The 26351-nt window shown below is 71.3% G+C and carries 29 protein-coding genes; 19 read left to right on the top strand and 10 right to left on the bottom strand.

Features of this window, described 5'->3' with window-relative positions; translation table 11 throughout:
- Positions 1–409: 409 nt before the first annotated feature.
- The 3 genes from DOS48_RS14075 to DOS48_RS14065 are packed head-to-tail and all read right to left on the bottom strand — an operon-like array spanning position 410 to position 2895.
- Positions 410–1495, bottom strand: a complete 1086-nt coding sequence (locus DOS48_RS14075; protein WP_127116365.1) for a hybrid sensor histidine kinase/response regulator — start codon at positions 1493–1495, stop codon at positions 410–412.
- 46 nt (positions 1496–1541) lie between these two features.
- Complete coding sequence (locus DOS48_RS14070; RefSeq protein WP_127116364.1) at positions 1542–2018, bottom strand: response regulator; 477 nt, start codon at positions 2016–2018, stop codon at positions 1542–1544.
- Positions 2005–2895 carry a winged helix-turn-helix transcriptional regulator gene (locus DOS48_RS14065; RefSeq protein ID WP_127116363.1) on the bottom strand — a complete coding sequence of 297 codons (891 nt, stop codon included), beginning with the start codon at positions 2893–2895 and terminating at the stop codon, positions 2005–2007. The genes DOS48_RS14070 and DOS48_RS14065 overlap by 14 nt, the downstream gene beginning before the upstream one ends.
- A gap of 352 nt (positions 2896–3247) precedes the next feature.
- Between DOS48_RS14065 and DOS48_RS14060 the strand changes: the two genes are divergently transcribed.
- The 9 genes from DOS48_RS14060 (at position 3248) to DOS48_RS14020 (ending at position 12720) form a co-directional block, all read left to right on the top strand.
- Positions 3248–4378, top strand: coding sequence for an FIST signal transduction protein (locus DOS48_RS14060; RefSeq protein ID WP_127116362.1), 1131 nt, complete (start codon positions 3248–3250; stop codon positions 4376–4378).
- Positions 4375–6375, top strand: a complete 2001-nt coding sequence (locus DOS48_RS14055; protein WP_127116361.1) for an ATP-binding protein — start codon at positions 4375–4377, stop codon at positions 6373–6375. The genes DOS48_RS14060 and DOS48_RS14055 overlap by 4 nt, the downstream gene beginning before the upstream one ends.
- Positions 6376–6466: 91 nt before the next feature.
- Positions 6467–7057 (top strand): hypothetical protein, encoded by a 591-nt coding sequence (locus DOS48_RS14050; protein ID WP_127116360.1) that lies wholly within the window; start codon positions 6467–6469, stop codon positions 7055–7057.
- Between the two features lie 66 nt (positions 7058–7123).
- Positions 7124–8218, top strand: coding sequence for a signal peptidase I (locus tag DOS48_RS14045; protein ID WP_127116359.1), 1095 nt, complete (start codon positions 7124–7126; stop codon positions 8216–8218).
- On the top strand, positions 8215–9048 hold the full coding sequence (locus DOS48_RS14040) for a hypothetical protein (protein WP_127116358.1): 834 nt from the start codon (positions 8215–8217) through the stop codon (positions 9046–9048). The genes DOS48_RS14045 and DOS48_RS14040 overlap by 4 nt, the downstream gene beginning before the upstream one ends.
- A gap of 131 nt (positions 9049–9179) precedes the next feature.
- Positions 9180–10196 (top strand): DUF5305 family protein, encoded by a 1017-nt coding sequence (locus DOS48_RS14035; RefSeq protein ID WP_127116357.1) that lies wholly within the window; start codon positions 9180–9182, stop codon positions 10194–10196.
- A 186-nt stretch (positions 10197–10382) separates the two neighbouring features.
- Complete coding sequence (locus tag DOS48_RS14030) at positions 10383–10961, top strand: hypothetical protein (RefSeq protein ID WP_394353600.1); 579 nt, start codon at positions 10383–10385, stop codon at positions 10959–10961.
- Between the two features lie 86 nt (positions 10962–11047).
- Positions 11048–11743, top strand: a complete 696-nt coding sequence (locus DOS48_RS14025) for an HAD family hydrolase (RefSeq protein WP_127116356.1) — start codon at positions 11048–11050, stop codon at positions 11741–11743.
- Positions 11740–12720, top strand: coding sequence for a phosphotransferase family protein (locus tag DOS48_RS14020; protein ID WP_127116355.1), 981 nt, complete (start codon positions 11740–11742; stop codon positions 12718–12720). The genes DOS48_RS14025 and DOS48_RS14020 overlap by 4 nt, the downstream gene beginning before the upstream one ends.
- 68 nt (positions 12721–12788) lie before the next feature.
- On the opposite strand, the gene DOS48_RS14015 is transcribed toward DOS48_RS14020, so the two are convergent.
- Positions 12789–13325, bottom strand: a complete 537-nt coding sequence (locus tag DOS48_RS14015) for a hypothetical protein (RefSeq protein ID WP_127116354.1) — start codon at positions 13323–13325, stop codon at positions 12789–12791.
- A 216-nt stretch (positions 13326–13541) separates the two neighbouring features.
- Between DOS48_RS14015 and DOS48_RS14010 the strand changes: the two genes are divergently transcribed.
- A complete protein-coding gene (locus tag DOS48_RS14010) occupies positions 13542–13736 on the top strand; it encodes a cold-shock protein (RefSeq protein WP_004048101.1) in 195 nt (64 codons plus the stop codon).
- Positions 13737–14046: 310 nt separating this feature from the next.
- Here the strand turns inward: DOS48_RS14010 and DOS48_RS14005 are convergent, their stop codons facing one another.
- On the bottom strand, positions 14047–14361 hold the full coding sequence (locus tag DOS48_RS14005) for a 2Fe-2S iron-sulfur cluster-binding protein (protein ID WP_127116353.1): 315 nt from the start codon (positions 14359–14361) through the stop codon (positions 14047–14049).
- Between the two features lie 153 nt (positions 14362–14514).
- Here DOS48_RS14005 and DOS48_RS14000 point away from each other — a divergent pair, with 153 nt between their 5' ends.
- From DOS48_RS14000 to DOS48_RS13985, 4 genes are all read left to right on the top strand, one after another.
- Positions 14515–15624, top strand: coding sequence for a hypothetical protein (locus DOS48_RS14000; protein ID WP_127116352.1), 1110 nt, complete (start codon positions 14515–14517; stop codon positions 15622–15624).
- A 124-nt stretch (positions 15625–15748) separates the two neighbouring features.
- The gene (locus DOS48_RS13995; RefSeq protein ID WP_127116351.1) at positions 15749–16132 is read left to right on the top strand and encodes a DUF5611 family protein; all 384 of its coding nucleotides are present in this window, start codon (positions 15749–15751) and stop codon (positions 16130–16132) included.
- Between the two features lie 174 nt (positions 16133–16306).
- Complete coding sequence (locus DOS48_RS13990) at positions 16307–16765, top strand: universal stress protein (RefSeq protein WP_127116350.1); 459 nt, start codon at positions 16307–16309, stop codon at positions 16763–16765.
- Positions 16766–16920: 155 nt separating this feature from the next.
- Positions 16921–17898, top strand: coding sequence for an ROK family protein (locus DOS48_RS13985; protein ID WP_127116349.1), 978 nt, complete (start codon positions 16921–16923; stop codon positions 17896–17898).
- 26 nt (positions 17899–17924) lie between these two features.
- Here the strand turns inward: DOS48_RS13985 and DOS48_RS13980 are convergent, their stop codons facing one another.
- Positions 17925–18935 (bottom strand): PrsW family intramembrane metalloprotease, encoded by a 1011-nt coding sequence (locus tag DOS48_RS13980; RefSeq protein ID WP_127116348.1) that lies wholly within the window; start codon positions 18933–18935, stop codon positions 17925–17927.
- An 88-nt stretch (positions 18936–19023) separates the two neighbouring features.
- Here DOS48_RS13980 and DOS48_RS13975 point away from each other — a divergent pair, with 88 nt between their 5' ends.
- Positions 19024–19476, top strand: a complete 453-nt coding sequence (locus tag DOS48_RS13975) for a hypothetical protein (protein ID WP_127116347.1) — start codon at positions 19024–19026, stop codon at positions 19474–19476.
- Positions 19473–20912: a DUF402 domain-containing protein gene (locus DOS48_RS13970; RefSeq protein ID WP_127116346.1), complete on the top strand. Its 1440-nt coding sequence runs from the start codon at positions 19473–19475 to the stop codon at positions 20910–20912. Before DOS48_RS13975 ends, DOS48_RS13970 begins: the two co-directional genes overlap by 4 nt.
- A 103-nt stretch (positions 20913–21015) precedes the next feature.
- Here DOS48_RS13970 and DOS48_RS13965 read toward each other — a convergent pair whose 3' ends face one another.
- The 3 genes from DOS48_RS13965 to DOS48_RS13955 all read right to left on the bottom strand — a co-directional run bounded on the left by DOS48_RS13965 (position 21016) and on the right by DOS48_RS13955 (position 22447).
- The gene (locus DOS48_RS13965; RefSeq protein ID WP_127116345.1) at positions 21016–21342 is read right to left on the bottom strand and encodes a NifU family protein; all 327 of its coding nucleotides are present in this window, start codon (positions 21340–21342) and stop codon (positions 21016–21018) included.
- A 102-nt stretch (positions 21343–21444) separates the two neighbouring features.
- Entirely contained in the window at positions 21445–21771 is a 327-nt protein-coding gene (locus DOS48_RS13960) for a hypothetical protein (RefSeq protein WP_127116344.1), read from the bottom strand.
- A gap of 73 nt (positions 21772–21844) precedes the next feature.
- Positions 21845–22447 carry a 2Fe-2S iron-sulfur cluster-binding protein gene (locus DOS48_RS13955; protein ID WP_127116343.1) on the bottom strand — a complete coding sequence of 201 codons (603 nt, stop codon included), beginning with the start codon at positions 22445–22447 and terminating at the stop codon, positions 21845–21847.
- A gap of 141 nt (positions 22448–22588) precedes the next feature.
- Between DOS48_RS13955 and DOS48_RS13950 the strand changes: the two genes are divergently transcribed.
- The 3 genes from DOS48_RS13950 (at position 22589) to DOS48_RS13940 (ending at position 25288) form a co-directional block, all read left to right on the top strand.
- Positions 22589–23071: an RNA-binding protein gene (locus DOS48_RS13950; RefSeq protein WP_127116342.1), complete on the top strand. Its 483-nt coding sequence runs from the start codon at positions 22589–22591 to the stop codon at positions 23069–23071.
- 143 nt (positions 23072–23214) lie between these two features.
- The gene (locus tag DOS48_RS13945) at positions 23215–24420 is read left to right on the top strand and encodes a PQQ-dependent sugar dehydrogenase (protein WP_210755387.1); all 1206 of its coding nucleotides are present in this window, start codon (positions 23215–23217) and stop codon (positions 24418–24420) included.
- Positions 24421–24463: 43 nt separating this feature from the next.
- Entirely contained in the window at positions 24464–25288 is an 825-nt protein-coding gene (locus DOS48_RS13940; RefSeq protein WP_127116341.1) for an endonuclease/exonuclease/phosphatase family protein, read from the top strand.
- A 53-nt stretch (positions 25289–25341) separates the two neighbouring features.
- Here the strand turns inward: DOS48_RS13940 and DOS48_RS13935 are convergent, their stop codons facing one another.
- Positions 25342–26025 (bottom strand): DUF1028 domain-containing protein, encoded by a 684-nt coding sequence (locus tag DOS48_RS13935; RefSeq protein ID WP_127116340.1) that lies wholly within the window; start codon positions 26023–26025, stop codon positions 25342–25344.
- Positions 26026–26351 lie beyond the last annotated feature (326 nt).

The raw sequence follows: 26351 nt of genomic DNA, 5'->3' as shown, positions 1-26351 counted from the left end.
GCAGCGGATCGAGCACGTCTCGGCGAGGTTTAAATCCGGGAGGCGGCATATTCTGCGGCGACGAACGAAGTGAGGAGGCGCAGAAACGACGCCGAGTGGATTCTGAACCAGACGAGTCGCGCGCAGCGGATCGAGCACGTCTCGGCGAGGTTTAAATCCGGGAGGCGGCATCCTATTTCGACGCGGTTTCCACGTGAGTAGTAGAAACTCAATCGAAGATCGGGCAATCCCCGTTCCCGCGAGCGGAGCGAGCGGGAAGTCGAAAGACGAGCGAAGCGAGTCTTTCGGAAGTTCAAATCCGGGAGGCGGCATATTCTGCGGCGACGACCGAAGTGAAGAGGTGCAGAAACGACGCCGAGCGGGTTCTGAACCAGACGAGTCGCGCGCAGCGGAGCGCGCGGGGCCGTTTTTAAGCCCGTTCGAGCGTGACTCGGACGCGCGTCCCTGAGTCGGGATCGGCCTCGACGGAGAGAGTCCCGCCGTACCGCTCGACGAACGTTCCGACGAGGAAGAGGCCGAGGCCGACGTCGGTGAGGTCGGTCGGGTCGTCCGCCTCGGCGACCACGCGCCGAACTCGCTCTGGCATCCCGGCGCCGTTGTCGCCAACCTCGATGACCACCGTCTCCTCGCGTTCGCGGACGTCGACGGTCACCTCGGGGGCGTCGGCGCCGTTGTGGACGACCGCGTTGTCGAGGAGGTTCCGGACGACGACGCCGAGGAATCGGTCGGCCCGAGTGACGACCGTGTCGTCGAGGCCGCCGACCGCCGTCCGGACGCCCTCGTGGCGTCGTTCGAGCCGGTCTACCTCCTCTTCGACGATGTCGTTCAGGACGACCGAGACGAGCGCGTCCCCGTCGCCGTCGAGCGCCTCGAGGAGTGCGCCGGCGGACTCCGTCGACGCGACGATGCTCTCGCCCGCCTCGACGATGCGCGAGACCGCGCGCGCCTCCGCCGGGTTCTCGGGGTCGATCCCCTCCGCCCAGCCGAGGACGACCGCCGCGTCGTTGCGGATGTCGTGTCTGACGAGCCAGTTGAGCGCGGCGAGCCGGCGGCGCTGTCGCTCCAGCGTCGCGGCCTGTCGCTTGCGTTCGACGGCGTAGCTGATCGTCTTGACCAGGACCCGCGGCGTGACGTGGTCTTTGATCAGGAAGTCTTGCGCGCCGCTGGCGACCGCTCGCTTCCCCATCTCCTCGTCGCCCGCGCCGGTGAGGACGACCACCGCGGCGGACGGGTCGGCGTCGAGCACGCGTTCGACGGTCGCCAACCCCCGCGAGTCGGGAAGGTTTAAATCGAGCAACACCGCGTCGTAGGGATCGCCGGACGCTGCGGTCGCATCGATCGCCGCTTCGACCGACTCGACGTGGTCGACGCCCGTCGTCTCCACCGCTTCGAGCGGGTCGGCCTGTAACTCCTGGAGCATCGTCCGGTACACCTGTGCGTCGGAAGGGTTGTCCTCCACGAGGAGCACGGACTGGTCGGCGGCCACGGTGTTCACACTCGACCGTCGGTCGGTGATTAAAAGTAGCTTTACCCGGCGGGCGTCAGCGGCCCTCGGGCGCGGGTCGGCGCTCGCCGCCCGCGGTCGCGGCCGCGAACCGGCACGCTCCCGCGACGCGCCGGGCGTACTCGCCGAACGCCAGCGGCTTGATCAGGTAGCAGTTCGCGCCGGCGTCGTACGCGCGGTCGATGTCGCCGGGGTCGTCGGACCCGCTGAACACGACGACCGGGAGCGTCGCCTCGTCGAACCGGCGCCGGAGGCCGGCGACGACCGAGTGCCCCGAGCCGTCGGGGAGGTCGATGTCGACGAAGACGAGCGCGGGGAGCGGGGCGTCGCCGCTCGCGAGGTCGGCGGCGAACCGTTCGGCCGCGGCGACGCTCGCGACCCGGACCACCTCGGCGGCGAGGTCTCGCCGTTCCACCACGGTCTCGAACATGAGGGCGTCGTGGTCGCTGTCCTCGACGTACGCGAGCCGGGGGAGGAAGTGTTTCGCCTCCGCGCGGCGGTCAGCCGCCGGCATCCGCGTCCTCCGTCAGGGCGTCACCCGACTCGTCGACCAGCCGACGCCACGGCTCGCGCTCGCGCAGCGCGACGCTCCGCTCCGCCTCGATGCGCGCCAACTCCTCGGCCGCGTCGGCGAAGGGGCCGGTCTCTTCGACCGTCGCCCCGAGCTGGTCCCTGACGAACGCGAGCCGGTGTCGTCGCCCGCGGACATCGCGGGCCGCGGGGGAGAGCGACTCGAACCGGAGGAGCTCCGCGACGGCGTTCTCCAGCATCGTCCGGCCGATGGGCTTCGAGAGCAGCAGGTCCGCCGAGAGGGAGACGTCGGTCGGACGGACCTGCTCGGAACTGAGGAGGGCCACTGGCACGTACTCGCCACCACCCCTGACCGCGTCGGCGACCTCGTCGCCGTGGAGGACCGGAAGCTTCCGGTCGAGGACGGCCGCGTCGATCGACGCGTCGAGGGCGTCGAGCGCCTCGCGCCCGTCCGTCGCGGTCACCACGTCGTACGTCGCGGAGAGCCACAGCGAGTACAGCTCTATCTGGCGAACGTCGTCTTCGGCGATCAGGAGGGTCGGGCGGCCGGCGCCGGTGACGTACTGCGCGTCCCAGTCGGCCATCCGCTCGACGATGTCGTAGAGGTCGCTCCCGGCGGCGGTGAGTTCGTACTCGACGCGGACGGGCTGTTCTTGCACGACGTCTCTGGTCACGGTGTCGTACTCGAGGAGGTCCTCGAGGTCGTTCGAGAGCACCTTGTTCGAGATGCCACCGAGCTCCCGCTGGAGGTCCCCGAACCCCAGCCGCCCGTTCTGCGCGAGGGCCGCGAGGATGCGCGGCTTCCACTTCGCTCCGAGGAGGGAGCGGGCCGCGGAGTCTGTGCCGTCCGTGTCGGTCATGGTCCCTCGGCGGGGGTGTTCGTGGTCATCTGTGGTCTCGCCTCTGTTATCGTGTCGAAGTACAGGCTGGCTAATAACTTGGAGGTGACCCTCGGGGGTGGCCCGCGCGTCACCGCCACTACAGGCCCGGTCGGGCGAACGATTCGTCCGGGGTCGAACCCGAACCGGAGCGCGATCCAGCCGCCTCGGCGGGTTCGCTGTCAGAGGCGCCCCGCGCGCGGTCCCCGGCCGGTCAGAGACGCTCCCGTCCACCCCCGGCAACCGGGGACCGCGGCCCGTGCAGAGCGGCGGACCCCCGTGACCTGACGATGCGCTAATATATCTCGCCACCCTCTGGACGAGCAACTGTCCCATGGAGCAGACGTACGTTCCCCCCGATTCCCCCGTCGGCCCCGCGCTCGACGCGCTCGAAGCCGACCCCGACGTGTCCGGCCTCCTCGTCCTCGCGACCGACGCCGCGGGCCCTCACGCGACGGACCTCGCCGACAGACTCGCCGGCTCGTCGCTCACGGCGTTCGGAGGGGCGTTCCCGCAGGTGATCGCCGACGGGACCGCCCGCGAGACGGGGACGCTGCTTCTCGGCCTCCGCGAGGCGCCCGCCGTCACCCCCGTCGAGGGGCTGAGCGATCCCGACGCGGACTTCGACGCGCAGCTTCCCGACCTGCTCGTCGAGGGGTATCGGACGGCGTTCGTCCTCGCGGACGCGTTCGCCACCCGGACGGAGGCGCTCGTCGGGGCGCTGTTCGACGCCTACGGCGTGGAGGTCACCGTCCTCGGGGGCGGGGCGGGGTCGCTCTCGATGGAGCAGGCGCCGTGTCTCCTGACCGAGGACGGCTGGGTCGAGGACGCCGCCGTCGTCGCGGCCACCCGCGCGGCTGGAAGCGTCGGCGTGAGTCACGGCTGGCGGGAGTTCGCCGGGCCGTTCCGCGTCACGGACGCCGACGGCCCCGTGGTGCGCCTCCTCGGTGACAAGCCGGCGTTCGAGGTGTACCGCGACCTCATCGAGCCGGACATCGGCCGGGAGCTGACCGCCGACAACTTCTTCGAGGTGGCGAAGTCGTACCCGCTCGGGCTGAGCCGGTTCGAGGCCGAGAAGATCGTCCGCGACCCGTTCGAACCGACGGCCGACGGCGGGATCCGCTGTTTCGGCGAGGTCCCCGCCGGGTCGTTCGTCCACGTCCTGAAAGGCGAGCCGGACTCGCTCGTCGCGGCCGCCCGCGAGGCCGCGGCGGCCGCCCGCGAGGCCGCGGCGGCCGCCCGCGAGTCGGCGTCGACCGCGGGCGGCGAGACGCTGTTTTTCGACTGCATCTCGCGCGTGCTCTACCTCGGCGACGAGTTCGACCGGGAGCTCGCCGCGGTGGGCGAGGGCGACGCGGGGCCGCTCGTCGGCGCGCTCACCGTCGGCGAGATCGCCAACTCCGGGCGCGAGTTCCTCGAACTGTACAACAAGACGGCGGTCGTCGGCGTGGTGGAGGGGCTGTGAGGGAGACGACGGCGACCCCGCCGGAGCAGATCCAGGTGTTCTACGAGATCGCGCTCTCCATCGGTCGGGGGGAGACGGTCGCGGCGGTGGCTCGGACGGCGCTCTCGTCGTATCTCAGGCGGCTGAACTGCTCGACCGGCGGGGTGTTCGAACGCCGCGAGGCGCCGGACGGGGGTGCAACGTACGACCTCGTCGCCGGCATCCCGCGACAGCCGACGTTCAACGAGGCGTTCGAGGCGGCGACCGGTCACGTCGCCGAGGGCGCGGAGCCCGAGTCCGCCTGGCACGACGAGACGCTGCCGATCGTGGGGACCCACGACGGCTCCCACTACTACCTGTTCGACCTGCCGGACTTCGGCGCGCTCGTCGTCGTGAAGAACGGGGCGCCCTTCTCTGAGGGGACGCTCGCCGCGCTCGCCCCGCTACACGAGCGACTGGCGGACGCCTGCGCCGGCCGGCGGGCGGAACAGGAGGCGCGACGCGCCCGAGAGACGCTCCGGACGGTCGTCGACACGATCCCGCAGGAGGTGGTCGTCGCGGACGCCGACGGGCGATACAGGCTGGCGAACGAGGCGGCCGCGGCCGCGCGCGGCGTCCGCGTCGAGGAGCTCGAGGGGGCGACCGGTCCGCCTCGTCTCGGCCGCGAGGGGGACCGAGGCGTCAGCGACGCCGAGCAGCGGGTCATCGAGACCGGCGACCCGGTCAGGATAGCGGACGAGGAGCTGGTCGACGCCGACGGCGGCGCTCGGACGGTGACGACCGACGTGGTCCCGCTTTCGGTTCCGGGCGAGACCGGCCGGCAGGCGCTGGTCGTCGCGGCGGACACGACCGAGCGCGTCGAGCGCGAGGAGACGCTCGAACGGACGAACACCGTCCTCAGGACGGTCCTCGACACGCTCCCGGCGGGCGTCTTGGTCGAGGACCCGAACCGGGACATCCTCGCGGTGAACCAGCGGCTGTGCGACCTGCTCGACGTGCCGGTCGACGCGGCGTCGCTCGTGGGCGCGGACTGCGCCGCGGCTGCACACGACCTGAAGCACGTGTTCGAGGCGCCGGAGGAGTTCGTCGACCGAGTGAACGAGCGCATCGCGACGCGCGAGCCGGTGACCGACGAGCCGCTGACGCTGGCCGACGGGCGGCGGCTCGAACGCGACTACGTGCCCTACGAGCTGCCGGACGGCGAGGCGAACCTCTGGGTGTACCGCGACGTGACCGAGCGCGCCGAGCGCGAGGCCGAGCTCCGGGAGACGCGACGCCGGCTGCGCCGCTCGAACAGGGACTTAGAGCAGTTCGCATACGCGGCCTCACACGACCTGAAGCAGCCGCTCCGGACGGTCGGGAACTACCTCACCCTGCTGGAAGAGCTCTACGGGGTCGGGTCGACGCTCGACGAGCGCGCGTTCGACCTCGTCGAGAGCGCCGTCGACGCGACCGAGCGGATGCAGTCGATGATCGACGCGCTGCTCCAGTACTCCCGCGTCGACAGCCGCGGCGGCGCCCTGGAACCGACCCCGCTCGCGGACGTGGTCGACAAGGCCCGGCTCAACCTCACCGTTCGCGTGGAAGACGCGGACGCGACGGTGACCGCCGACTCGCTGCCGACGGTGCGGGGCGACCCGCGCCTGCTCGTCCAGCTGTTCCAGAACCTGATCGACAACGGCGTGAAGTACAACGACTCGGCGAGCCCGAGCGTCCACGTGGGGGCGAGAGACGCCGTCGACCCGGCCGCGCTTCCCGAGTCGGTCGCCGACGGCCTCGACGGGTCGCGCGAGTGGCGCCACGTGTACGTCGAGGACGACGGCGCGGGGATGGACGAGTCGGCCGTCGAGCGCGCGTTCGACGTGTTCGAGCGGCTGGGGCGGACGGACGTCGACGGCACCGGCGTGGGGCTGGCGCTGTGTCAGCGCATCGTCGAGTACCACGACGGGGCGATCTGGCTCACCTCGGCCCCCGGCGAGGGGACGCGCGTGGACCTGTTGCTCCCGGCGCCGACCTGATCGGCGCCCCGTGGTAACCGCGAGGTGACCCGCCCGGCGGCCCCGTGGTTACGGCCGGTATATACCCCGACCCGTCGCCGGTACGGTTGCAATGACCCGACTGTTCACCACCGTGATCGTCGCCCTGCTGCTCCTCGCGGCGGGCGCGTCCATCAGCACCAGTGCGTTTACCGCGGCGAACGTCGACCGCTCCGCGAACATCGACGTGGTCGCCGACCAAGACGGCCTCCTCGCGCTCACCGACGGGACCTCGGGCCCGCTCGTCTACTACGCCGACGAGCAGCTCGCCATCGACTTCGAGCAGGGAACCGCGGGCGGCGCGAACACCGACGCGCAGTTCGTCCTCGGTGACGGCGCCGACGCGAAGAACGCACACGCGTTCAGCGTGACCAACAACGACGCCGAGGCCCACGATATCGTCGCGACGTACGCAGCCACGACCGACGACGCGAACGAAGACAATAACGTGGAGTTCGTCGTCTACGACGACCAGGGTAGCGCCGTCGCAACCCTCTCCGAGGAGACCGACGGGCAGTCGTTCAGCGCCACTGCCGGCCAGACGTTCTACGTCGTCATCACCGTCGACACGGGCCACGGCGACGCCGCCGTCCTCACCAGCGGGAGCGACCTCTCGGGCACGCTCTCGTTCGACATCGACGACAACGCGAACGCCGCGGTGTAACCGCTTCGCTGACGTAGCCGCACCTCCAGAACCGCTCGATTCCCACCGTTTCAGTACACTCACACCATGCTCCGGACCGCACTCACCGTCGTCGCCCTCGCCGCGCTGGTCGCCCTCGCCCTCTCCGCTGTGACCCCGCTCGGCTTCGGGTACGTGTACTCCGACAGCATGGAGCCGACCCTCGGGGTCGACGACGGGTTCGTCCTCGTCCCCGCGGGCGACGTCGACGTGGGAGACGTCGTCACCTACGAGGACGCCCGCACGGGCGAGCTCGTGACCCACCGCGTCGTCGGCCGCGAGGCCGGCGGGTACCTCACCCGCGGCGACGCGAACCCCGCGACCGACCAGGCGGCCGGGGCGCCCGTCGTGACCGACGCGGCCGTCCGGGGCGTCCTCCTCGAAGTCGGCGGGCGCCCCGTCGTCGTGCCCGGCTTCGGGCGCGTCGCCGGCGCGGTCAGCGGGAACCTCGGCGCCCTCCTCGGGGGGCTCGCGCTCCTCGCGCTCGCGGCGACGCTCCGCCCGCGTCGTCGCCGGGTCGGTCGGTCCGTGCTTCGGTCGGGAGCGGTCGTCTGGCCGGTCGTCGCGACCACGTTCGTCGTCACGGTCGCCCTCGTGGCGATCGCTCCGGCCGGCTACGACGCCTCGTTCGTCGTCACCGAGGCCGGGGTCGGGACGTCGCTCCCGGCCGACGCCGATGTCGTCCGGGAGGTGGGCGTCTCGGTCGTCCAGTCGCCCGTGGCGACGCTCCTCGTCGAGACCGACGGCGCCGCCGTCGACGGGCTCCCCGAGGGGACCGTCACCGCGTCGGCGCTCGCGCCGTACACCGCCGCGAACGACCGGCGAGCGGTTCCGGTTCCGTTCGTCGACGCGACGGTCCCGGTGCTGTCCGAGCGCACCTACGCGCTCCCGCTCGCGATGCGGACCCCGCCGCAGCCGGGGGCGATCACGGCCACGCTCAGGGTGTACCCGTACCCCGCGACGCTGCCCGAAGGGACGCTTCTCGCGCTCCACCGGCTCCATCCCCTCCTCGCGGCCGTCGCCTCGGCCGGCGCCGGCCTCCTCCCGTTCGCGGTCGGCTACCGCGTCTGCTTCGACGGTCGGGTGCCGCTCCGCCCGCTGGCGACCCTGCGCGCGCCGGCCCTCCGGCGGTGGTCGCGGTGACGCGCCGGCCGCCGCGACGCCGACGCCCGCGAGCGGCGAGCGGCGGGCCTCGGGGCACGCGTCGCGCGTTCCTCGCCGCCGGCGCGGGACTGGTCGGTCTCGCCGCCGCGCGCGGGTCCGGGGCCTACACGGCCGCCTCGCTCGATCGCGGCTCCACGCTGCCCGTCGCGAGCGACGCCGCGGGCGTGCTCGGTCTCGACGTCGCTCCCAGCGTCGCGGCCGGGGCCGAGAGCCGGCTCGTGACGGTCACGAATCGCGCCGGTCGGCCCGTGGCGGTGACCGTGACGCTGGCGGAGGCGGTCGGGACGCTCTCGAACGACGCGGGGACGCTCGCGTCCGGCGACTCGCTCGTCGTCGCCGTCGAGGTCTCCTGTGACGACGCGCCGGCCGCGGTGACGTTCACGGTCGAGGCGACCGCCGCAGACGGCTTCTCCGCGGTCGCGACGCGTCGGGCGAGCGTGGACGCGGCGGGCTGTGCGCCGCCGGCGGCGCGGCCGTCGTTCGAGGAAGTCGAGATCGAAGACGAGTCCAGGCGGGGGAACGGGGGGCCGGCGGTGTACGTCGTCGAATACGAGGTTGACGACCCGGAAAACACGTTCGAGCGGGTGACCGCCGAGTTCGACAATCTCGATCGGGAGGAGACGGAGACGAAATCGTCGTCCGCCTTGGAAGGGGAGCTCTCGTTCAGCAAACGCGGGCAGCGGTTCGGCGACCCCTACCGCATCACGGTCCGCCTGTTCGACGCGAGCGGCGAGGTCGAGAGCGAGCGCATCGAGGTGGAAGATGTCGCCGGCGGCGACGAGGAAGTGTTCGAATCCGAATCGTCGTGAGCGAGGACGTTCGAGGTTACCCCCGGGTTACGCGACGAGTCACGACGAGGTGATTCCCGGTTTATACGGGTCCGAGTCGGGGTTCAGTACATGTACGCACACCAGTTCACCAGTTCGCGGAGGGGCCGATAATGGGGCCGTGGGCGGAGCGCGCGCGGTGGTTCCTCACGACGCGGGGCACGCTCGTCGGCCTCGCGCTCCTCGTCGCCGGGGCGGTCCTGCTCGGGTCGGTCGGGGTCGCCTACGCCGGGTCGCCGGCGGCGACGACCGTCACCGAACAGCACGCGGTCGAGACGTTCAACCTCGAACTGACGACGAGCGCCGTCGTGACCGGAGAGACGACCCTTTTCGCCGCCGGTGAGCGACTCGCAGAGCCGCCGGTGTACCTCGCCGCCGCGACGCCGGCCGTCGACCTCGCGGTCACGAGTACCTTCCCCGAAGACCGGCTCGTGACGGTCACCCAGCGCGTCTACCTCGTCACTCGGGCCGTCGAGGACGGCGAGGCGTTCTGGACCGAGCGCCAGCTTCTCGCGGGCGAGACCGTCGAGGTGACCGACGGCACGCACACCACCGAGGCGTCGCTGAACGTGACCGAGTACCGGAACACGCGGCTCGCGGCGGTCGCGAGCGAGGTCGGGACGGCCGGTCGCGTCGAGACGGTCGTCGTGGCCGAGACCGAGGTCGACTCCGGCCGGTACGTCGACCGACTCACCGTCGAGACGCCGCTCGTGACCGACGACGTCACGTACCGGTTCGGCGACCAGCGCGAGGCGTCGACGACCCGTGCGACGCCCGTCGAGCGCACCGTCCCGGCCGCGAGAGACGTTCCCGGATCGCGGCTCGCCGGCGGGACGCTCCTCACGGTCGGCGGGCTCGGCATCGCCGTCCTCGGGCGGCGCGAAAGCGATCCCGAGGCGGTCGCCACCGCGAGCCGCGTCCGGTACGGCGAGTGGGTCTCGACCGGATCGGTCGGGCGCCTCGGGAGCAATCGGGTGTCGGTCCGGACCCTCGGCGACCTCGTCGACGTCGCCATCGACTCCGGACGGCGCGTCGTCCACGACCCCGATCGCGGGATCTACGTCGTGCTCGACGACGGGGTGACGTACACGTTCGTCCCCCGGACGCGGGCGCCCGCGGACGAGGAGTGACGGCAACCCCTCGCGGTCGGCCCGACGCGGCTGGCGCCGGTCATTTAAAAGAGGCACTTCGGGTGGCGAGACGGAGCGCGCCGCAGCGGCGTCGCCGTCGCACGCAATCGTTTATTATGCCTCGGCCGCAGGTGGACGTAACGACCGTGGCGTCGGTCACGCCGACCGCGTCCGTCACCCGAACCCATGTCACTCTCCGAAATCGTCACGACCTGTGTCGGGCTCGTCTCGAACGACCGCGCGGATCGAAGCGGCGGCGACGCCGGCGTCGGCGCGGTCGCCGACGCAACCGACGCCGGAGGATCGCTCGCGGAGACCGTAGCGGAGCGAAAGCGGGGAACCGGCCGAGCGATGGGCGCGGTGTACGTGATCGCCGGGATCACGCATTTCCTCGCGCCGAAGGCGTTCGCGCGGGTCGTCCCGCCGGGGCTCCCGAGCCCGCGGGCGCTCGTCTACCTGTCCGGAATCGCGGAGGTCGCCTTCGGGCTCGGTATGCAGTTCGACCGGACGCGGCGCGGGTCGGCGTGGGGGATCATGGCGCTTCTGGGGGCCGTGTTCCCCGCGAACGTGTACATGGCGACCGACGGCGTGGCGGCCGAGGCCGTCCCCGACCGCCTCTCTGGCGTCGCCAGCGCCGGGGCGTGGGCACGGCTCCCCCTCCAGGGCGTGTTGCTGCTGTGGGCGTGGTGGTACACGCGCCCGGACGACGACCCGGCGAGCGGAGCGGACGCGACCGCCGGGGCGGAGCCGAAAGCGACGGACTAGGGGAACGCGGACGGGACCGCGAAAGCGGGGCGTACCGAGCGGGGGTCGTCGAAACGGACTTCGCCGCGCGGGACCTCAGTCGTACCATGAGCCGGATTACCGCGGTCGCCTTCGACCTCGACAACACGCTGTGCCGTCCCGACCACGACGTGGAGGCGCTGTACCGCCGCGCCTTCGAGCGGGCCGGCGTCGAGCCGTTCGGCGAGCCGGACGTGCTGTGGGCGGCGCTCGACGGCCCGCCGGACCCAGACGACAGGGTCGGCTACCTCGGCGCGGGGTTCGCGCGGCTGGCGGCCCAACACGGCCGCGACGTCGACCCCGTCGCCCTCGCCGAGGCGTTCGAGGCGGTCGCCGACGACTCGCGAGTGACGTACCTGCCGGGCGCGACAGAGGCGTTGTCGGCCGCGGCCGAGGTGGGGCCCGTCGGCCTCCTCACGAACGGCCCGGAACACCGGCAGCGGGCGAAAGTCGACGCGCTCGGGCTCGGCGACCGCGTCGACGCCATCGTGTACGCCGGCGACCTGCCGCGCCGGAAGCCGCACGCCGAGCCGTTCGACCGGTTGGCGGCCGCTCTCTCCGTCGCCCCCGAAGAGACGCTGTACGTCGGGAACTCGCTGGCGTACGACGTCGCCGGCGCGCACAACGCCGGGCTGCAGTCGGCGTGGCTGCGCGCCGACCCCGACGAGGCGGCCGCGCCCTACAGCCCGGACCACGTCGTCGACTCGTTAGACGGGGTGACGGCGTTGCTGACCGCGAGACGCGACGCGGAGCCCAACGCGTGAGCGACGCGGTCTTGGACCGGGCGCTCGCCGAGACGCGACCGGGGGCGACGCCGGCGAGCGTCGAGTCGCTCGGCCGGGGGAACCGCAAGCGAACGGAGGTCGTCCGGTTCGAGACCGCGCCCCCGGTCGTCGTCCAGCGCGCCGTGAACCCGACGCGGATCCGAACCGAGGCGGCGCTTTTACGCGCCCTCGGCGAGCGAACCGGCGTTCCCGTGCCCCGGCCGATCGGCGACGGGGTCGCCGACGGGACGGGGTGGCTGGTCACGCCGTTGGTCGAGGGGCGCGACCTCCACGAGGCGTTCGTCGAGCTGGGGGCGACGGGAAAGCGCGACATTGCGCGGGCGTTCGGCCGGTACCTCGGGGCCGTCCACGAGGCGTTCCGGTTCCCGGCGTGCGGTCGGCTGGCGGTCGCGGCGGACACCGACTCGGTGGCGGACCCCGACGAGCCGCTCGCCGTCCACGAGCCGACCGACGCGGCGGCCTGGGTCCGGCGGTTCGGCGAGCGACACGTCGCGCGACTGCCGCCCGAGTTCGACGAACTCCGGGGGCGGCTCGCCGAGGCGGTCCGGGAACCGGTCGCCCGCGCCCGCGACCCTCGGCTGTTCCCGTGGGACCTCCGGCCGGGCAACGCGCTCGTCGCGGACGGCGCGGTGACGGCGGTCCTCGACTGGGAGGCCCCGCTCGCCGCCCCGCCGGGCGTGTCGGTCGCCAAGGCCGAACACCTGGTCGTCGACTGGTACGTGCCGGCGAGCGAGACCGAACCGCTCCGGCGGGCGTTCCGCACCGGCTACGAGTCGGTCGCCACGCCGCCGCCGGACGCCCGCGCGCACCGCGTGGCGGCCGTGGCGAGCGCCGCCGTCGACGGGAGCGGACGGGTGACGAACCCGCGGTATCCGCCGGTCGGGCGGGACGCGGCGGTCGAGTTCCACGAGCGGGCGCTTCGGCGGGCGCTCGGCGAGGCGGGCGCTGAGGAGTGAGCGGCGGGGGAAGCCGGGAGGGAAGTGGCGCGACCGCGGCGGGACGCGACCGCGAGTCCGGCCGGCTGTCAGTACAACAGGGTCGCGGCGAGGATGCCCGCGGTCTGGCCGACGGCGACGAGCGCGACTCCCGCGACGACCTGCGTCGGGGAGGTCGCGACGAGCGCGACGCCGGCGCCGGCGACCGAACACGCCGCGGCGACGTAGTAGACCGCGCGGCGGGCGGTATTCGGGTCGCGGCGGCCGGTGTCGACGAACGCGGGCGCGGGCAACAACAGCCACCCGTAAAACGCGACGGCGAGGAGCGCGTCGGCCGGGACCGCGGCCGCGAGCGCCGGAACCGCGTCGCCGCGCGCGAGGAACCCCGCGACGCCGGCGAGCGTCACGGGCGTGCCCGCGACGATGACGAACTTCCACGTGCGGAGCGCGCCCGCGGCCATGTCGCGCCACGAGGCGACGACGAAGGCGACGAGCAGGACGCTCATGACGACGTGGGCGACGAAGAGGGCGTGCGTGGAGACGAGGCCGAGCACCGTTGCGGCGACGACGGACCACGCCGCCGGCACGAGCAGCGCCGGGCCGTTCTCGCGGAGGGATCGGAACACGTCGGACAGATGACCGCGGGTGAGTATAAACGTCCCTCTGTCGTCGCATTCCGGACGAGAGAACCGACGGATCGGTCGGCAGAGGGGAGGGAGTCGGCGTGTACGTTCACCGATCGTCTCGATAACTGCTCTTTGTGAAAACAAACGTCCGCCTACACGCGTGGTAACTGTACACTCGCAATCCTTATTACCGGAAGGGGCGTTCGTTAGAATGCAATGGCGACCGGAAAGGTTGATTTCTTCAACGACACTGGCGGCTACGGATTTATTGAGACTGACGACGCTGACGACGACGTGTTCTTCCACATGGAAGACGTCGAAGGGCCGGACCTCGAAGAGGGCCAGGAGCTCGAGTTCGACATCGAGTCCTCGCCCAAGGGTCCGCGCGCGTCCAACGTCGTTCGGCAGTAAGCCGATCCGATACGGTGGGTCGGTCCGGCTGACGCCGAACGCGACTCTGACACGCGACAACAAGACTTCTGCCCGCCCCCGGATTCACGTCCGACGCGGGTGCTTATTTCACCGCTGAGCGTCGCTGCCGCCGGACTGTCGGGCGGGCGGCGGGGAGCGACGGCGCTAGGAAGGAGAGCGACAGGTATCGAACAGCGCCGGGCGACGGGGAGCGACGGCGCTAGGAAGGCGAGCGACAGGTATCGAACGGCGCCGGGCGACGGTACTCCACCGACGTCAGGTAAAAAGACTCGCGAGCGACGGGGCCGGATCAGACGTGCTGCCCGAAGAGTCCGCGGCCCTTGGTCACCTCGACGTCGCCTTCGACGCGGGTCTGACACGCGAGGCGAACGTCGTGGCTCGGGTGGTGGGGCGGGAACCAGAGGCGGGCCTTCTCCTTTTTACCGGGCTCGCTGACCTCGCCGTCGACCTGGACGGCACAGGAGCCGCACGACCCCGCCCCGCGGCAGTTCAGCTGCTCCATCTTCCCGTTGTACACGGAGAGGCCGGCCTCTTTCAAAACGTCGCGCAGCAGAGCACCCTCCTCACACTCGATCTCTTCGCCCTGGTAGGATACGGTTGGCATAGACGAGCGAACGGTACGCGACCGACCCACAAAGAGTCTGTGTAACGTCACCGCCCGCGGGGGCAGAGGGCGCCCGCGGCCGAGACGGACGTGCGCCGGGCGTCTGACGCCGGACGGGGCGTTTTTTACCTTCGGCACCGCAGGTTGGGCATAATGGGACTCAGGTGTCTGCTCGGGCACGACTTCGGCGAGCCCGAACTACGGCGCGAGCGCGAGGAGGACGGGAACGAGGTCGTCACGACCGTCACCGAGGTGAAGACCTGCGCTCGCTGCGGCGAGACGCAGGTCGTCAGCGAGAACACCGAGGTCACGACGATGGAGCAACTGACCAACGAGGCCACCGCCGCGGAGGCGGCCGGGGGACCGGACCCGACGACCGCGGGCGACGAGCCGGCCGACCGCGGCGAGGCGGGCGGCGAGCCGGGCGGCGAGCCGAACTCGGGCGTCGCCGCGGCCGCCGCCGCCGGAGTCGACGGCGAGGGAGCCGACGACGCCGTGATCATCGACGACGACGACAGCGACTCCGACGACACGGCCCACGAGGTCGGCGAGGCCGAAGCCGCCGATCCGGCGGATGCCGTCGGGACAGAGGCGGAGACAGCGGACGCAGACACCGCGGCGGGCGGAGACGACGGGGCGGAACTGATCGACGACGGCCCCGCGAAGGCGGGAGACGCGGGCGACGACGGCGGGCTCGGCGACGACGACGAGTACGCGGCGTACCCGGAGGCCGAGACGGCGCCGGAGGAGACGCCCGCCGACGAGGAGCGCGCCGAGACGGACGACGGCGTGATCCTCGACGACGAGGCCGAACCCGCGGACGACCGCGAGCGCGGCGCGTGGCCCGACGTGGACGAGGCGCCGGAAGCGGAGAACGAGCCGACGCCGTGGCCCGAGCACCCCGGCGAAGACGAGGGCTTCAGCGCCGAGGTCGGCGACGGAAACGCCGACGGCGTGGAGTTCGGCGGCGGGCTCACGCCGGAGGCCGCCGACGCGCCGGCCGAGGGCGAGGACGCGGAGTACGTCGAGGCGCCCGCACAGCCGGCGGGCGAGGCGGGCGCCGGCTCCGGAGACGGCCTCAACAACGGCGTCGGGATCACCCGCGGGGACAGCCCCGACCTCGAGACGTCGACTTCGGAGGTGACGACGGAGTACTACTGCCCCGAGTGCGAGATGACCCGCGCCGCCGACGGCAACTCGATGCGCGCGGGCGACATCTGTCCGGAGTGTAAACGCGGGTACGTCGACGAGCGCCCGATCTGAGCGGACACCGCACACTTTTTTTCGCGCGGCGGTCGAGCGCCGGAGACGGCCCGGCGAACGCGACGAAGCCGACGGAGACGCCGTGACGAAACTGGTTTACGCACCCCTGTCGAACGGTCGCGGCATGAAGGAGTACAAGATGCGACGCGGCGAGCATCTGGACGACCGCATGCCCGACCTGAAAGGATCCATCGAATCGTACTTCGGTGCGGTCACCGGCACGGAAGAGTGGGAGGGCCACGAACTGTACGTCGTCGGGGACCCCGACAACCCCGTCTTCGAGCGCATCGTCGCCGGCGCCGCCGAGTACGGGAGCAAGAAGGACAAGCTCGCGGTCCACTTCGAGGAGCGCCCCGCCGAAGATGTCATCGCGGAGGGGAACGCCGACGCCGCCGCCGACGCGGTCGACGCGAAAAACGAGTTCCTGCTGGAGGCGACGGGTCGCGACGCGAAGTCCCGGCGCGACTCGCTGAAGCGCGAGGTCGAAGACGACGCGCCCGACTACTGAACGCCTGACGAGCGGCTCTCGGCGCGGGCGACGTTTTGCGGCACGGAACCGACCGGCGAGCGACGCGTCCGGATCGGTCGCCGGCGGAACGTCAGGATCGATCGGTTTAGAATTTATTCGAATGTGAGTTAAAAATTCGAGAGATTTAAAAGCCTGGGCGGACAATAGACGGGTATGAGCATCGAGACAGTCCTCGTTGCGGTCGGAACAGGAGACGAACCCCAGACGGAGCGCCTCGCCGCGGAGGCCATCGCGATCGCTGAGGCCTCGGACGCGGAGATCGTGGTGACCCACGTGTTCAGCGACGAGGAGTTCGACGCGGTCAGGTCGCGGCTCGGCGTCGACCGGGCGAGCGAGGGCTCGACCCCCACCGCCGTCGCGGAGCGGCACACCAGCACGCGGGCGCTCTCGAAGGCGCTCAGCGAGGCGGGCGTCTCGCACACGATCCGCGGTGCGGTCGGCGACCGCGCCGACGGCGTCGTCGAGGCGGCCGAGGAGGTCGGCGCGGACCGCGTCGTCGTCGGCGGACGCGGCCGGTCCCCGACCGGGAAGGCCGTCTTCGGGAGCGTCGCACAGGAGGTCCTGCTCTCGTCGCCGTGCCCGGTGACGTTCGTGCGTGACGTCGCCGCCTAAGCGACGGAGATGGCAGGGAGACGGGCGAGCGGCGGTCGTCGCCGCCGGCCGCGGGCGTGTTCGGTCGTCGCCGCCGGCCGCGGGCGCGTTCGGTCGCCGGCGGGGCGTTGCGAGAAGCGTCCCGCTTAAGTGACACCGGGTCGCGCTATTAGCCGATGTATTACGTGGGCGTCGACCTCGGCGCGACGAACGTCCGGGCGGTCGTCGGCGACGAGACAGCGACTATCCTCGGCTCCGACGAGCGGGGGACGCCTCGCGGTCCGAGCGGGATCGCCGTCACCGAGGCGGTTCTCGGCGTGGTCCGCGGCGCGTGCGAAGACGCCGAGATCGACCCGAGCGAGGCGGTCGCCGCCGGCGTCGGCTCGATCGGCCCGCTCGACCTCGCGGCGGGGGTCGTACAGGGCCCGGCGAACCTCCCCGACACCGTCGAGCGGATCCCCCTCGTCGGCCCCGTCTCACAGCTTTTAGACACCGACGAGATCCACCTGCACAACGACACCGTCGCCGGCGTCATCGGCGAGCGGTTCCACGCCGAGCGCAACCCCGACGACCTGGTGTATCTCACCATCTCCTCCGGTATCGGCGCCGGCGTCTCCGTCGACGGCAACGTCCTCTCCGGCTGGGACGGTAACGCGGGGGAGGTCGGCCACATGACCGTCGACCCGCACGGGTTCATGACCTGCGGCTGCGGGCTCGACGGGCACTGGGAGGGGTACTGTTCCGGCAACAACATCCCGAAGTACGCCCGCGAACTCCACGCCGAGGACCCGATCGAGACGAGCCTGCCGATCGAAGACCCCGACTTCTCCGCGGTCGACGTGTTCGAGGCTGCCGGCGAGGACACGTTCGCGGACCACGTGATCGACCAAGTTGCACACTGGAACGCGATGGGCGTCGCTAACGTCATCCACGCGTACGCCCCGCTGGTCGTGAGCGTCGGCGGCGCGGTCGCGCTCAACAATCCCGACCGGATCCTCGACCCGATCCGCGAGAAGTTGGCCGAGATGGTGTTCATTAACGTCCCCGAGGTCAGGCTCACCGAACTCGGCGACGAAGTGGTGGTGAAAGGCGCGCTCGCGAGCGCGCTCACCGGCGGGACGGGCGACCGGTCGCGGGTCGACTCGCCGCCCTGAGAAACGCGGATTAACGACGACCGCAGTCAGTTTTCGAACTCCGTCAGCTCCGGCGCGACCGACGGGTCGACCGCGTCGCGCGTTTCGAGGTACGCGTCGCGGTAGCGGCGGAGCTTCCGCACGAGGACGGCGGCGAACGCGCCCTGGAAGACGACGACGAAGAGGAAAAGCGAGGCGAGCCGCGGGATCCCGGTCAGCGCCGAGAGGACCGTCGTCACCGGGCCGACAAGCGTGTTGTACAGCGCGTGTATCGTGGCGGCGATGACGAGCCCCTTGACAATTATCGGCCCGCGGTTCTCGGGGTTGAACTTCGCTAACCCGAGGTAGTAGCCGGCGAACGCGGAGTAGATGACGTGTCCCGGCCCGGCGAGCGCGCGCAGCGCGGCGATGCCGTCGCCCGCGCCGAGCGCGGCGATCCCGATCGACAGCTCGGCGAGCTCGACGGTCCGCGCGATGTAGACGAGGTTCTCGATGACGACGAAGCCGAGCCCGGCGATGGCGCCGTACACGGCACCGTCGATCACCGCGTCGAACCGGGCGTCGGTGTAAGCGTACAGCCGGACCGCGAGCAGCTTCACCGACTCCTCTATGGGCCCGACGATGACGAAGAAAAAGAGGACGAGCCCAGGAAAGCCGAACGGGTCGAAGTACGGCTGGGCGAAGCTGTTGAGGACCGCCGCGAAGGTCGCGGTCAGTATCGAGAGCAGGAACGTCGCCACCAGAAGCGAGAGCGGTTCGCCGGTCGTCACGTCGGAGAGGTACACGTACGCGGCGAGGCCGAGCGCGGGGACCGCGGAGAGGCCGACGAGTATCGCGACCGCCGGGTCGAAGACGAGGCCGAGGCCGAAGGAGCCGAGTATCGCGAGGAGCCCGAGGAGCGCGACGAAGACGACGAGTGCCTTCGCCGAGCGGGTGATGAGCCAGTGTAACGCGACCGAGAGGCCGTCGAGAGAGGTTCGTTCCTCCCACGTGGCGATGTCGTAGAGGTCGCGGTCGTCGTCGGCGAGCGACTCGACCGGATCCGACCGAGATGGCATGACCGTCGGTTCGGACCGAGGGGACTTAACCAGTGGCCAGCGGGGGAGGATCCGACAGCATTGAAGCCGCGGCGGTCGAAGCGCGAGTATGCACTTCGATTCACGGACCCAACAGGCCCTCCGCGAGGCGGGGCTCGACGCGGACGCGGTGGCGGCGGCGTCCGACCGGGTCGCCGAACTGGTCGACGCGGACGCCGACCGGCTCCGGGCGTTCTTCGAGCCGGCCGGGCCGTACTACTCCGACATGGAGATGGCCCACAGCGCGACCGACAGACAGGAGCACGCGACGGCCGGCGTGGAGGTTTTCACCCACGGGAGCGACCTCCGCGGCTACCTCTCGCTCGACGGCTGGGGCGTGCCGGTCGAGGGCGGGCGGGTGTTGCGGACGGCCGGCGGGAGCGACGCCGGGAGCGGGTCTGACGCTGAAAGCGGAGCCGACGCCGGAAGCGACGACGAGGAGACGCCGGTCCTCGTCGAGCTGTCGCTCGGCCCGACCGTCCACGACCGCGTGCGGTTCGCGCGCGACTCCGACGAGCTATGAAGGCTCGCGTCCGGGGCATCTACGCGACGGCGCTCACCGAGGCGCTGCTCGACGCGGGCCACGACGTCGTCGACGCCTCGGCCCCGATCCGGCGGCGCTTCGACGCCGAGTTCGGCACGGCCGCGCCCGACGTGCGGATCGCGACCACGGAGGACCGACAGGGCGTGGGCGCACACGGCGACCCGGAGGCGGTGGAGACGCTCCGCGACCGCCTCGCCGCGACCGGAGTCGACACGCTGGCGTGGAGTGACCCGACGCCGCCCGGAACCGTGCTCGACGGGACGGCGACCGAGACGCTCGGCGGCGGGGCGGTCGTCCGGCTCCGGCTGGACGACGGGACCGTCGAGGGGTACCTCCCGTACGGGAGCGTCGACGACCGGGTCGAGACGGGGGATTCGGTCCGGGTGCAGGTCCGAGAGTCAGCGGCGCCGTGGACCGACCGCCGGCCCGAGGTGGCCGGGTCGCTGCGGGCGGGCGACGGGTTGGTCGCGCTCGAACCCGGATCGGGGACGCGCGTCGACGTGCGGCGCGACGAGGCCGCACGAGAGCTGTCGGGGATGCTCGATCTGCTCGGGTTGGAGCCGCCGGAAGGGTGGCGGGCGGTCTGGAAGCCGCCCGCGGTCGACGCGGACACCGAGGCGCTCCGAGCCGGCCTCGACCGGGCGGTCGCGGCCGCCGAAGGGCTCGGCGACGTCGTCGACGCGGCCGGGGGCGTGGGCGTCCTCGACGGGGCGACCGACCGCCGCGACGAGCCCGTCGCACGGCCGAACGCCGGCTTCTGGGCGTGGTTCGGCCGCGAGAGCCGGTTCGCGCTCGACGACCGCCGCCGCACGGTGACCGCGACGATGCCGGGTCACCACCGGGTGAAGGCCGGGGCGGCGGACGCGTCGACGGGCGTCGACCTCGCGGAGGCGCTGTGTGAGCCCGACGCCGACGCCGCGTTCCCGTTCGGGGTCGTGACGGACGCGTTCGGACCGGCCGAGGGCGACGCGCTCCGGCTCGAACACGGGAAGCCGGACGGGCGGCTGATCACGCTCGGCGAGGCGACGGTGACCGCGGTCGACGCCGACGGGTCGGTCACGGTCGAACGCGAGATGACCGGCGGCGGCACATACGACGGGTTAGACGTGCCGCGCGAGGCCGGCGACGTGGCCGAGACGAGCTTAAAAGAGGGGCGGTGGTGGTACCCGACGACGTACCGCGGGCGCGACGGGACCGTGCGCGGGACCTACGTCAACGTCTGTACGCCGGTCGAGGTGTTCCCGGACGCCGCGCGCTACGTGGACCTCCACGTCGACGTGATGAAACACCCGGACGGGACCGTCGAGCGCGTCGACGACGACGAACTTCGGGAGGCGGAGGCGGCGGGCGAGGTCCCCGAGGCGCTCGCGGAGAAGGCCCGGAGCGTGGCGTCGGCGCTGGAGAACGCGCTCTGAGCGGCGGAGACGGGTGAACGGGAGCGCGGGTTTAAAAGAGAGCACGCCGGTAACCGAGCGAACGACCCGAGTCTGCGACGAGCGGGGTCGCGACGGCGAGTTGTTAAAAGTGGTTCGCGGATTCGGTCTCGTGTTTCAACTCGCCGCCGCGCCCGCCTTCGACGGTGGAGGCGCCCTGATCGCCGGAGGAGGCGGTCCGTACCGTGACGTTGTCCACCTCGTCGAAGTCCATGATCAGGTCCCGGCGGATGTTGTCGGCGGTGATGTTCGAGATGCCGCAGCCGGAGCAGGTGCCGCCGAGTTCGACGACGACCTCGCCCGTCTCGGCGTCCGCCTCGCGCACGACGCTCGTCCCACCATGCATCTGGATGATCGGCATCTGTCCGACCATCCACTCTTCGACTCGGTCCGCGAGGCTCTCGTCGCTCATTGTCCCGTGTTCGCACCCGATCCTATGGAAGCTTGCGGTTTGCGAGGGTGTAGGGTGCGCGAAACGAACTGTGTCACCGTCGATCCTGCGGGAGTCGGCGGCTCACTCCTCGCCGTCCTCTCCGCGTTCCGACTCGCTCGGGAGCCGGGTCGGGTCCGCCGGGTCGTCGCCGTGCATCGAGTCGTCGCGTTCGAGCAGGTACAAGAGCGGCCCCAGCGCCGCGACCACGAGGACGCCGGGGATCGGCGCGTCGGGGACGAGGAGGACGGTGATCCCGGAAACCGCGGACGTGACGACGACGAAGGCGGCCCACAGGCGCGGCGACCCGAGACCGACACCGACGCGGTCGGCGTCGCGGTAGACGAGCGCGGCCGCGATCGCGGCGAGGAGCGCGCCGGTGCCGACGCCGACGAGCGTGATCAGAGACATAGCGTCTGTTCGGCAGAGAGGTGAAAAAGGGTGTCGCGAACGGCGAGCGAGAGAGAACTGCGGGTCGGCGGCGTTACGGCGCCTCGCCGGTCTCGATGCTGAAGGAGTCGCGGGGGTACGCGACGCAGGTCAGGGTGTAGCCGTCGTCGATCTCGGCGTCTTCGAGCATCTGCTGGTTGTCGTGCTCGACGTAGTCCTCCGAGGGACCGTCGGCGATCTGCCCGGCACAGGAGACACACTGGCCCTGGCGGCAGGCGTACGGGAGGTCCCAGCCGGCGTCCTCGCCCTGGTCTAAGATGGGCTGGTCGTTCGAGAGCTCGATGGTTTCGCCCTGCTTGACGAACTCGACCTCGAAGTACTCGACCTCGTCTTCGGGGATGTCGCCGGGACCGGCGCTCGCGGTCTCGCCGTCCTCTAACTCGGCGCCCTCGCCCTCGCCGCCGGCCGGGATCGCGCCGCCGCCGCCACCGCCGCCGACCGCGCGGTTGCCGGGCTCGGGGAACTCGGTCTCTGGCACGGCAGAGGCGCGCCGCTGCAGTACCTCGTCCGAGATGTCCGGTGCGGGTTCCCACCCCGTCCCCTTCAGCGAACTGACGAGGACGACGAGCAGTACCGCGATCACGCCGATGACAATCGCCGGCGCGTTCGCGATCGTCGTAATGAGCGGATTGAGCATACGAACTGATTAGGAAAGGTGGTTTAAGGCCGTTTTGATCGGTCCAACGGCGTGAGAGCCCGACTGGCGGCGAGGGCGGCGGCGCGCGGCCACGCAGGGCAGAGCGGACCATTTATCGGCTGAGCGATTGAGTAAGCGCCCATGGAAGTGAAATCGCGGCACCACCTCCGGAGCGACGACATCGCGGCGATCCGCGAGGCGGTCGCCGACCACCTCGGCGTCGACATCGACGGGGAGACCTTCGAGTTCGTCGAGTTCGTCGACGCGAACTACGAACTCGTCTTGGTCGACGGCGAGCCCGCCGTCTTCTACGTCGACGACGACGAGCCGTTCCTCACCGTTCGGGGCGCGAACGACTACGAGCCGGAGACGGGCGTCGTCACCGTGGACGCGGGCGCCATCTCGTTCGTCTCGGACGGCGCCGACGTGATGCGGCCCGGCATCGTCGAGGCCGACCCGGAGATTCGCGAGGGCGACCTCGTGGTCGTCGCCGAGGAGACGCACGGGAAGGTGCTCGCCGTCGGGCGCGCGATGGCGGACGGCGACGAGATGGTCGGCGACAGCGGGAAGGTCGTCAAATCGATCCACTACGTCGGCGACGAGTTGTACGAGTTCTCGGCGTGAGCGACCGGCGGGGCGACGGCCGCGCGGCGCGTGGCAGCTGAACGCTACCCCGCCGGAGAGCGGGCGGCTGAACGCTACCGCATCGGAGAGCGGCCGCCGGGGAATGCCACACAGTGATACGTTCGTGGCGCCAACGTTCACCCATGATCACCGACTCCGTGTCTCGCCGCCGTCTGCTCGCGGCGGTGGCCCTCTCCGGGTCGTTAGCGGGCTGTACCGGCACCTTCGGGGGAGACGACGGCGGGGACGCGTCGGCGCCCGAATCCGAGTCGACCACGCCCGTCACCGTCAGCGAGGCGTTCACCGGCCTCTCGGACCCGTGGGGGCTCGCGTTCCTCCCCGACGAGTCCGGGCTGTTGGTCACCGAACAGGCCGGCCGGCTCCTCCTCTTGGAGCCGGAGACCGGCGACCGAACCGAGCTGACGGGCGTCCCCGAGGTCCACGCTCGCGGCCAGGGCGGGCTGTTGGACGTGGCGATCCACCCCGCGTTCGACGCGAACTCGCTCGTCTACCTCACCTACTCCGTCGCGGGCGAGGGCGGGTCGACGACGCGGGTCGGCCGCGGGCGACTGGACCGCGAGCGCGGGCGACTCGACGGCTTCGAGCCCGTGTACACCGCCCGCCCGTTCGTCGAATCGAACGGGCACTACGGCTCGCGGGCGGTGTTCGACGACGAGGGGTACCTCTACGTCAGCGTCGGTGACCGCCAGTTCAAGGACTTCGGTCCGGACCACGTCGGGCAGCGGCTGGACGACGACCTCGGCTCGGTGCTGCGGCTGGACGACGACGGCTCGATACCCGAGTCGAACCCGTTCGTCGACGACCCGGACGCCTCGGACGCGGTGTTCACCTACGGCAACCGGAACCCGCAGGGGCTCACGATCCACCCCGAGACGGGCGCGGTGTGGGAGACGGAGTTCGGCGAGCGCGACGGCGACGAGATAAACGTCCTCGAAGCGGGCGGAAACTACGGCTGGCCCGTCGCGGACAACTCCTGTGCGTACGGCTCCGACGAGCCGGTCGGGGTGTCACACGCCGAGCGCGACGACGTGATCGCCCCGGTGTACGGCTGGCCGTGCGGGAGCGGCGGGTTCCCCCCGAGCGGCGCCGCGTTCTACGACGGCGACGCCGTTCCCGACTGGCAGGGGGACCTGTTCGTCGCCGGGTTGGCGAAGCGCTCCATCGCGCACTTCGCTGTCGACGGTCGGGAGGTGACCCAAAAGGGGACGCTGCTCGCCGACCGGGAGCAGCGCATCCGCGACGTGGCGGTGGGGCCGGTGTCAGGCCATCTCTTCGCGGCGGTCGACGACGACGACGCGCCGATATACCGTATCGCGCCCGCCGAGTGACACCCCCCGAGTTTTAAACGCCCGGCCCGCGACACGGGTTTCAATGACCGGGATTCGGGTGCTGAGTTACAACGTCCGCTACGCGAACCAGGACGACCACCACGACGCGTGGCACGACCGCAGGGACGCCGTCGCGCGGCTCGTCCGGTTCCACCGCCCGGACGTCGCCGCGTTTCAGGAGCCGCTCCCCGACCAGCGTCGCGACCTGCGCGAGCGACTGCCGGACTACGAGTTCGTCGGGCGGGGACGAGAGGGCGGCGGGGCGGGCGAGGGCTGCCCGATTGCGGTCCGGACCGACCGGTGGACCGTGACCGACCACGAGACGTTCTGGCTCTCCGAGACGCCGGAGGAGCCGTCGACCGACTGGGACGCCGCCTACCCGCGGATCGCGACGTGGGCGCACGTGCGAGCGACGGAGGGCGACGCCGAACTCGTCGTCGTCAACACCCACTTCGACCACGTCGGCGCGGCGGCGCGCCGGGCGTCCGCGCGCCTGCTCCGCGAGCGACTGCCGGAGATAGCCGGGGCGGGCACAGACGGGAGCCACCCGGTGGCGCTCGTCGGCGACTTCAACTGCACGCCGGGGTCGGAGCCGCATCGGATTCTGGTCGGCGACGGCCCGGCCGGGGAGCCGGTGGCGGACGACGGCAGTCTGCCGCTCCGCGACGCCGCCGCGGTCGCCGACCTGCGGCACGGCCCCGAGACGAGCCTCACCGACTTCGCCCGCCTGATCGACGGTCGCCGGATCGACCACGCGTTCGTCTCGTCTGGGATTTCCGTCGAGGCGTTCGCGACCCTCGCGGACCGCGACGACCGCGGGCGGTACCCCTCCGACCACCTGCCCATCGTCGCGCGGTTGACCCTGTGAGGGGCTGACCGCCGGCACCGACCGCGACGGGATTTAAAAGGCGACGAGCGCCGTCACGGTTCGTCTGCGTACTTCGCTACCACCGCTTCGTACCCCTCTTTGGCCGCTTCGTACGTCTCACGGAGGTCGTCGATCGGCGTCTCGGAGGCGTCGACGCGGAGGTCGTTGTAGTACGGGTCGTCGTCGGCCGTCTCGGTGTTCGTGACTTGTAGGGCCGCGGACTGTATCTGCAAGTCGGTCCGCTTGTCGCCGCCGGCGTCGTGGCCCGCCGCGAGCGCGGCTATCAGTCGCTCGGCCAGCGGAGCGTCCCCGTGCGCGTCGGACTCGTAGGCGGCCGCCGTGTCCTCGATCACGTCCTCCCCGGTCAGGAGGTTGCCCGCGACGGTGTAGTTCTCCCCGACGACGTGGCCGTACCAGTCGTTACACGCCTCGCCCGAGAACGCGAACGTCCCCTCGGCGTCGACGCCGTGGAGCTGTCGCTGCGACTTCCCCTCGTCGGCATTTAACAGCGCTTCGAGCGCGTCGTCGACCGCGAGCCCGTCGGCGAGGTACGCGATCCCCTTCCGGCCGAGCTCGACGTTGACGAGCGACTGGGTGGCCACCGCGCCGTCGGCCGACGCGAACGGACACAGCGTGCCGACGCCCGGCAGGCGCGTAGTCACCGCGACGCCGTATCGGATCTGGTCGTCGCCGTCGCCGTCGGTGTACCGCTCGCGAACGCAGATGCTGAACGTCACGTGCGCCCTGCGTCACCGACCGCCAAAAGGGTGCGCTCCGGGGGCGGCGTTACCGGTTTTTCGCTGCTCGCGGCGGTGCCGGTTCGCCGGGCACCGGGCGCCCAGGGTATACGTGTTGCGTGTGAACAGGCGACATGTTTATCCCTGTGAATCCCTCTCACATATATAGCCTCGGTTACGGGCGAACGGTGGCCCACAGCGGGTCGCCCTCGACGGCAGCGGCGTTCGCCGGCTTCACAAGCCGTTATTCCGGCACGGAGAGCGACGGCGCTACTCCGCCTGCGGTCCCCGCGGCCGCCGCGCTGCGACGCCGACCCGTCGAGTCT

The sequence above is a fragment of the Halorubrum sp. PV6 genome (assembly GCF_003990725.2).
Taxonomy (GTDB): Archaea; Halobacteriota; Halobacteria; order Halobacteriales; family Haloferacaceae; genus Halorubrum.
This window is presented reverse-complemented; position numbering and strand designations above follow the sequence as displayed.

What these genes read in the sequence shown, in the direction of transcription:
- DOS48_RS14070 (WP_127116364.1), bottom strand. Translation starts at nt 2,018, where the DNA reads ATGCCGGCGGCTGACCGCCGCGCGGAGGCGAAACACTTCCTCCCCCGG.
- DOS48_RS14065 (WP_127116363.1), bottom strand. Translation starts at nt 2,895, where the DNA reads ATGACCGACACGGACGGCACAGACTCCGCGGCCCGCTCCCTCCTCGGA.
- DOS48_RS14060 (WP_127116362.1), top strand. Translation starts at nt 3,248, where the DNA reads ATGGAGCAGACGTACGTTCCCCCCGATTCCCCCGTCGGCCCCGCGCTC.
- DOS48_RS14050 (WP_127116360.1), top strand. Translation starts at nt 6,467, where the DNA reads ATGACCCGACTGTTCACCACCGTGATCGTCGCCCTGCTGCTCCTCGCG.
- DOS48_RS14045 (WP_127116359.1), top strand. Translation starts at nt 7,124, where the DNA reads ATGCTCCGGACCGCACTCACCGTCGTCGCCCTCGCCGCGCTGGTCGCC.
- DOS48_RS14035 (WP_127116357.1), top strand. Translation starts at nt 9,180, where the DNA reads ATGGGGCCGTGGGCGGAGCGCGCGCGGTGGTTCCTCACGACGCGGGGC.
- DOS48_RS14030 (WP_394353600.1), top strand. Translation starts at nt 10,383, where the DNA reads ATGTCACTCTCCGAAATCGTCACGACCTGTGTCGGGCTCGTCTCGAAC.
- DOS48_RS14025 (WP_127116356.1), top strand. Translation starts at nt 11,048, where the DNA reads ATGAGCCGGATTACCGCGGTCGCCTTCGACCTCGACAACACGCTGTGC.
- DOS48_RS14010 (WP_004048101.1), top strand. Translation starts at nt 13,542, where the DNA reads ATGGCGACCGGAAAGGTTGATTTCTTCAACGACACTGGCGGCTACGGA.
- DOS48_RS14005 (WP_127116353.1), bottom strand. Translation starts at nt 14,361, where the DNA reads ATGCCAACCGTATCCTACCAGGGCGAAGAGATCGAGTGTGAGGAGGGT.
- DOS48_RS14000 (WP_127116352.1), top strand. Translation starts at nt 14,515, where the DNA reads ATGGGACTCAGGTGTCTGCTCGGGCACGACTTCGGCGAGCCCGAACTA.
- DOS48_RS13995 (WP_127116351.1), top strand. Translation starts at nt 15,749, where the DNA reads ATGAAGGAGTACAAGATGCGACGCGGCGAGCATCTGGACGACCGCATG.
- DOS48_RS13990 (WP_127116350.1), top strand. Translation starts at nt 16,307, where the DNA reads ATGAGCATCGAGACAGTCCTCGTTGCGGTCGGAACAGGAGACGAACCC.
- DOS48_RS13985 (WP_127116349.1), top strand. Translation starts at nt 16,921, where the DNA reads ATGTATTACGTGGGCGTCGACCTCGGCGCGACGAACGTCCGGGCGGTC.
- DOS48_RS13980 (WP_127116348.1), bottom strand. Translation starts at nt 18,935, where the DNA reads ATGCCATCTCGGTCGGATCCGGTCGAGTCGCTCGCCGACGACGACCGC.
- DOS48_RS13975 (WP_127116347.1), top strand. Translation starts at nt 19,024, where the DNA reads ATGCACTTCGATTCACGGACCCAACAGGCCCTCCGCGAGGCGGGGCTC.
- DOS48_RS13970 (WP_127116346.1), top strand. Translation starts at nt 19,473, where the DNA reads ATGAAGGCTCGCGTCCGGGGCATCTACGCGACGGCGCTCACCGAGGCG.
- DOS48_RS13965 (WP_127116345.1), bottom strand. Translation starts at nt 21,342, where the DNA reads ATGAGCGACGAGAGCCTCGCGGACCGAGTCGAAGAGTGGATGGTCGGA.
- DOS48_RS13960 (WP_127116344.1), bottom strand. Translation starts at nt 21,771, where the DNA reads ATGTCTCTGATCACGCTCGTCGGCGTCGGCACCGGCGCGCTCCTCGCC.
- DOS48_RS13955 (WP_127116343.1), bottom strand. Translation starts at nt 22,447, where the DNA reads ATGCTCAATCCGCTCATTACGACGATCGCGAACGCGCCGGCGATTGTC.
- DOS48_RS13950 (WP_127116342.1), top strand. Translation starts at nt 22,589, where the DNA reads ATGGAAGTGAAATCGCGGCACCACCTCCGGAGCGACGACATCGCGGCG.
- DOS48_RS13945 (WP_210755387.1), top strand. Translation starts at nt 23,215, where the DNA reads ATGATCACCGACTCCGTGTCTCGCCGCCGTCTGCTCGCGGCGGTGGCC.
- DOS48_RS13940 (WP_127116341.1), top strand. Translation starts at nt 24,464, where the DNA reads ATGACCGGGATTCGGGTGCTGAGTTACAACGTCCGCTACGCGAACCAG.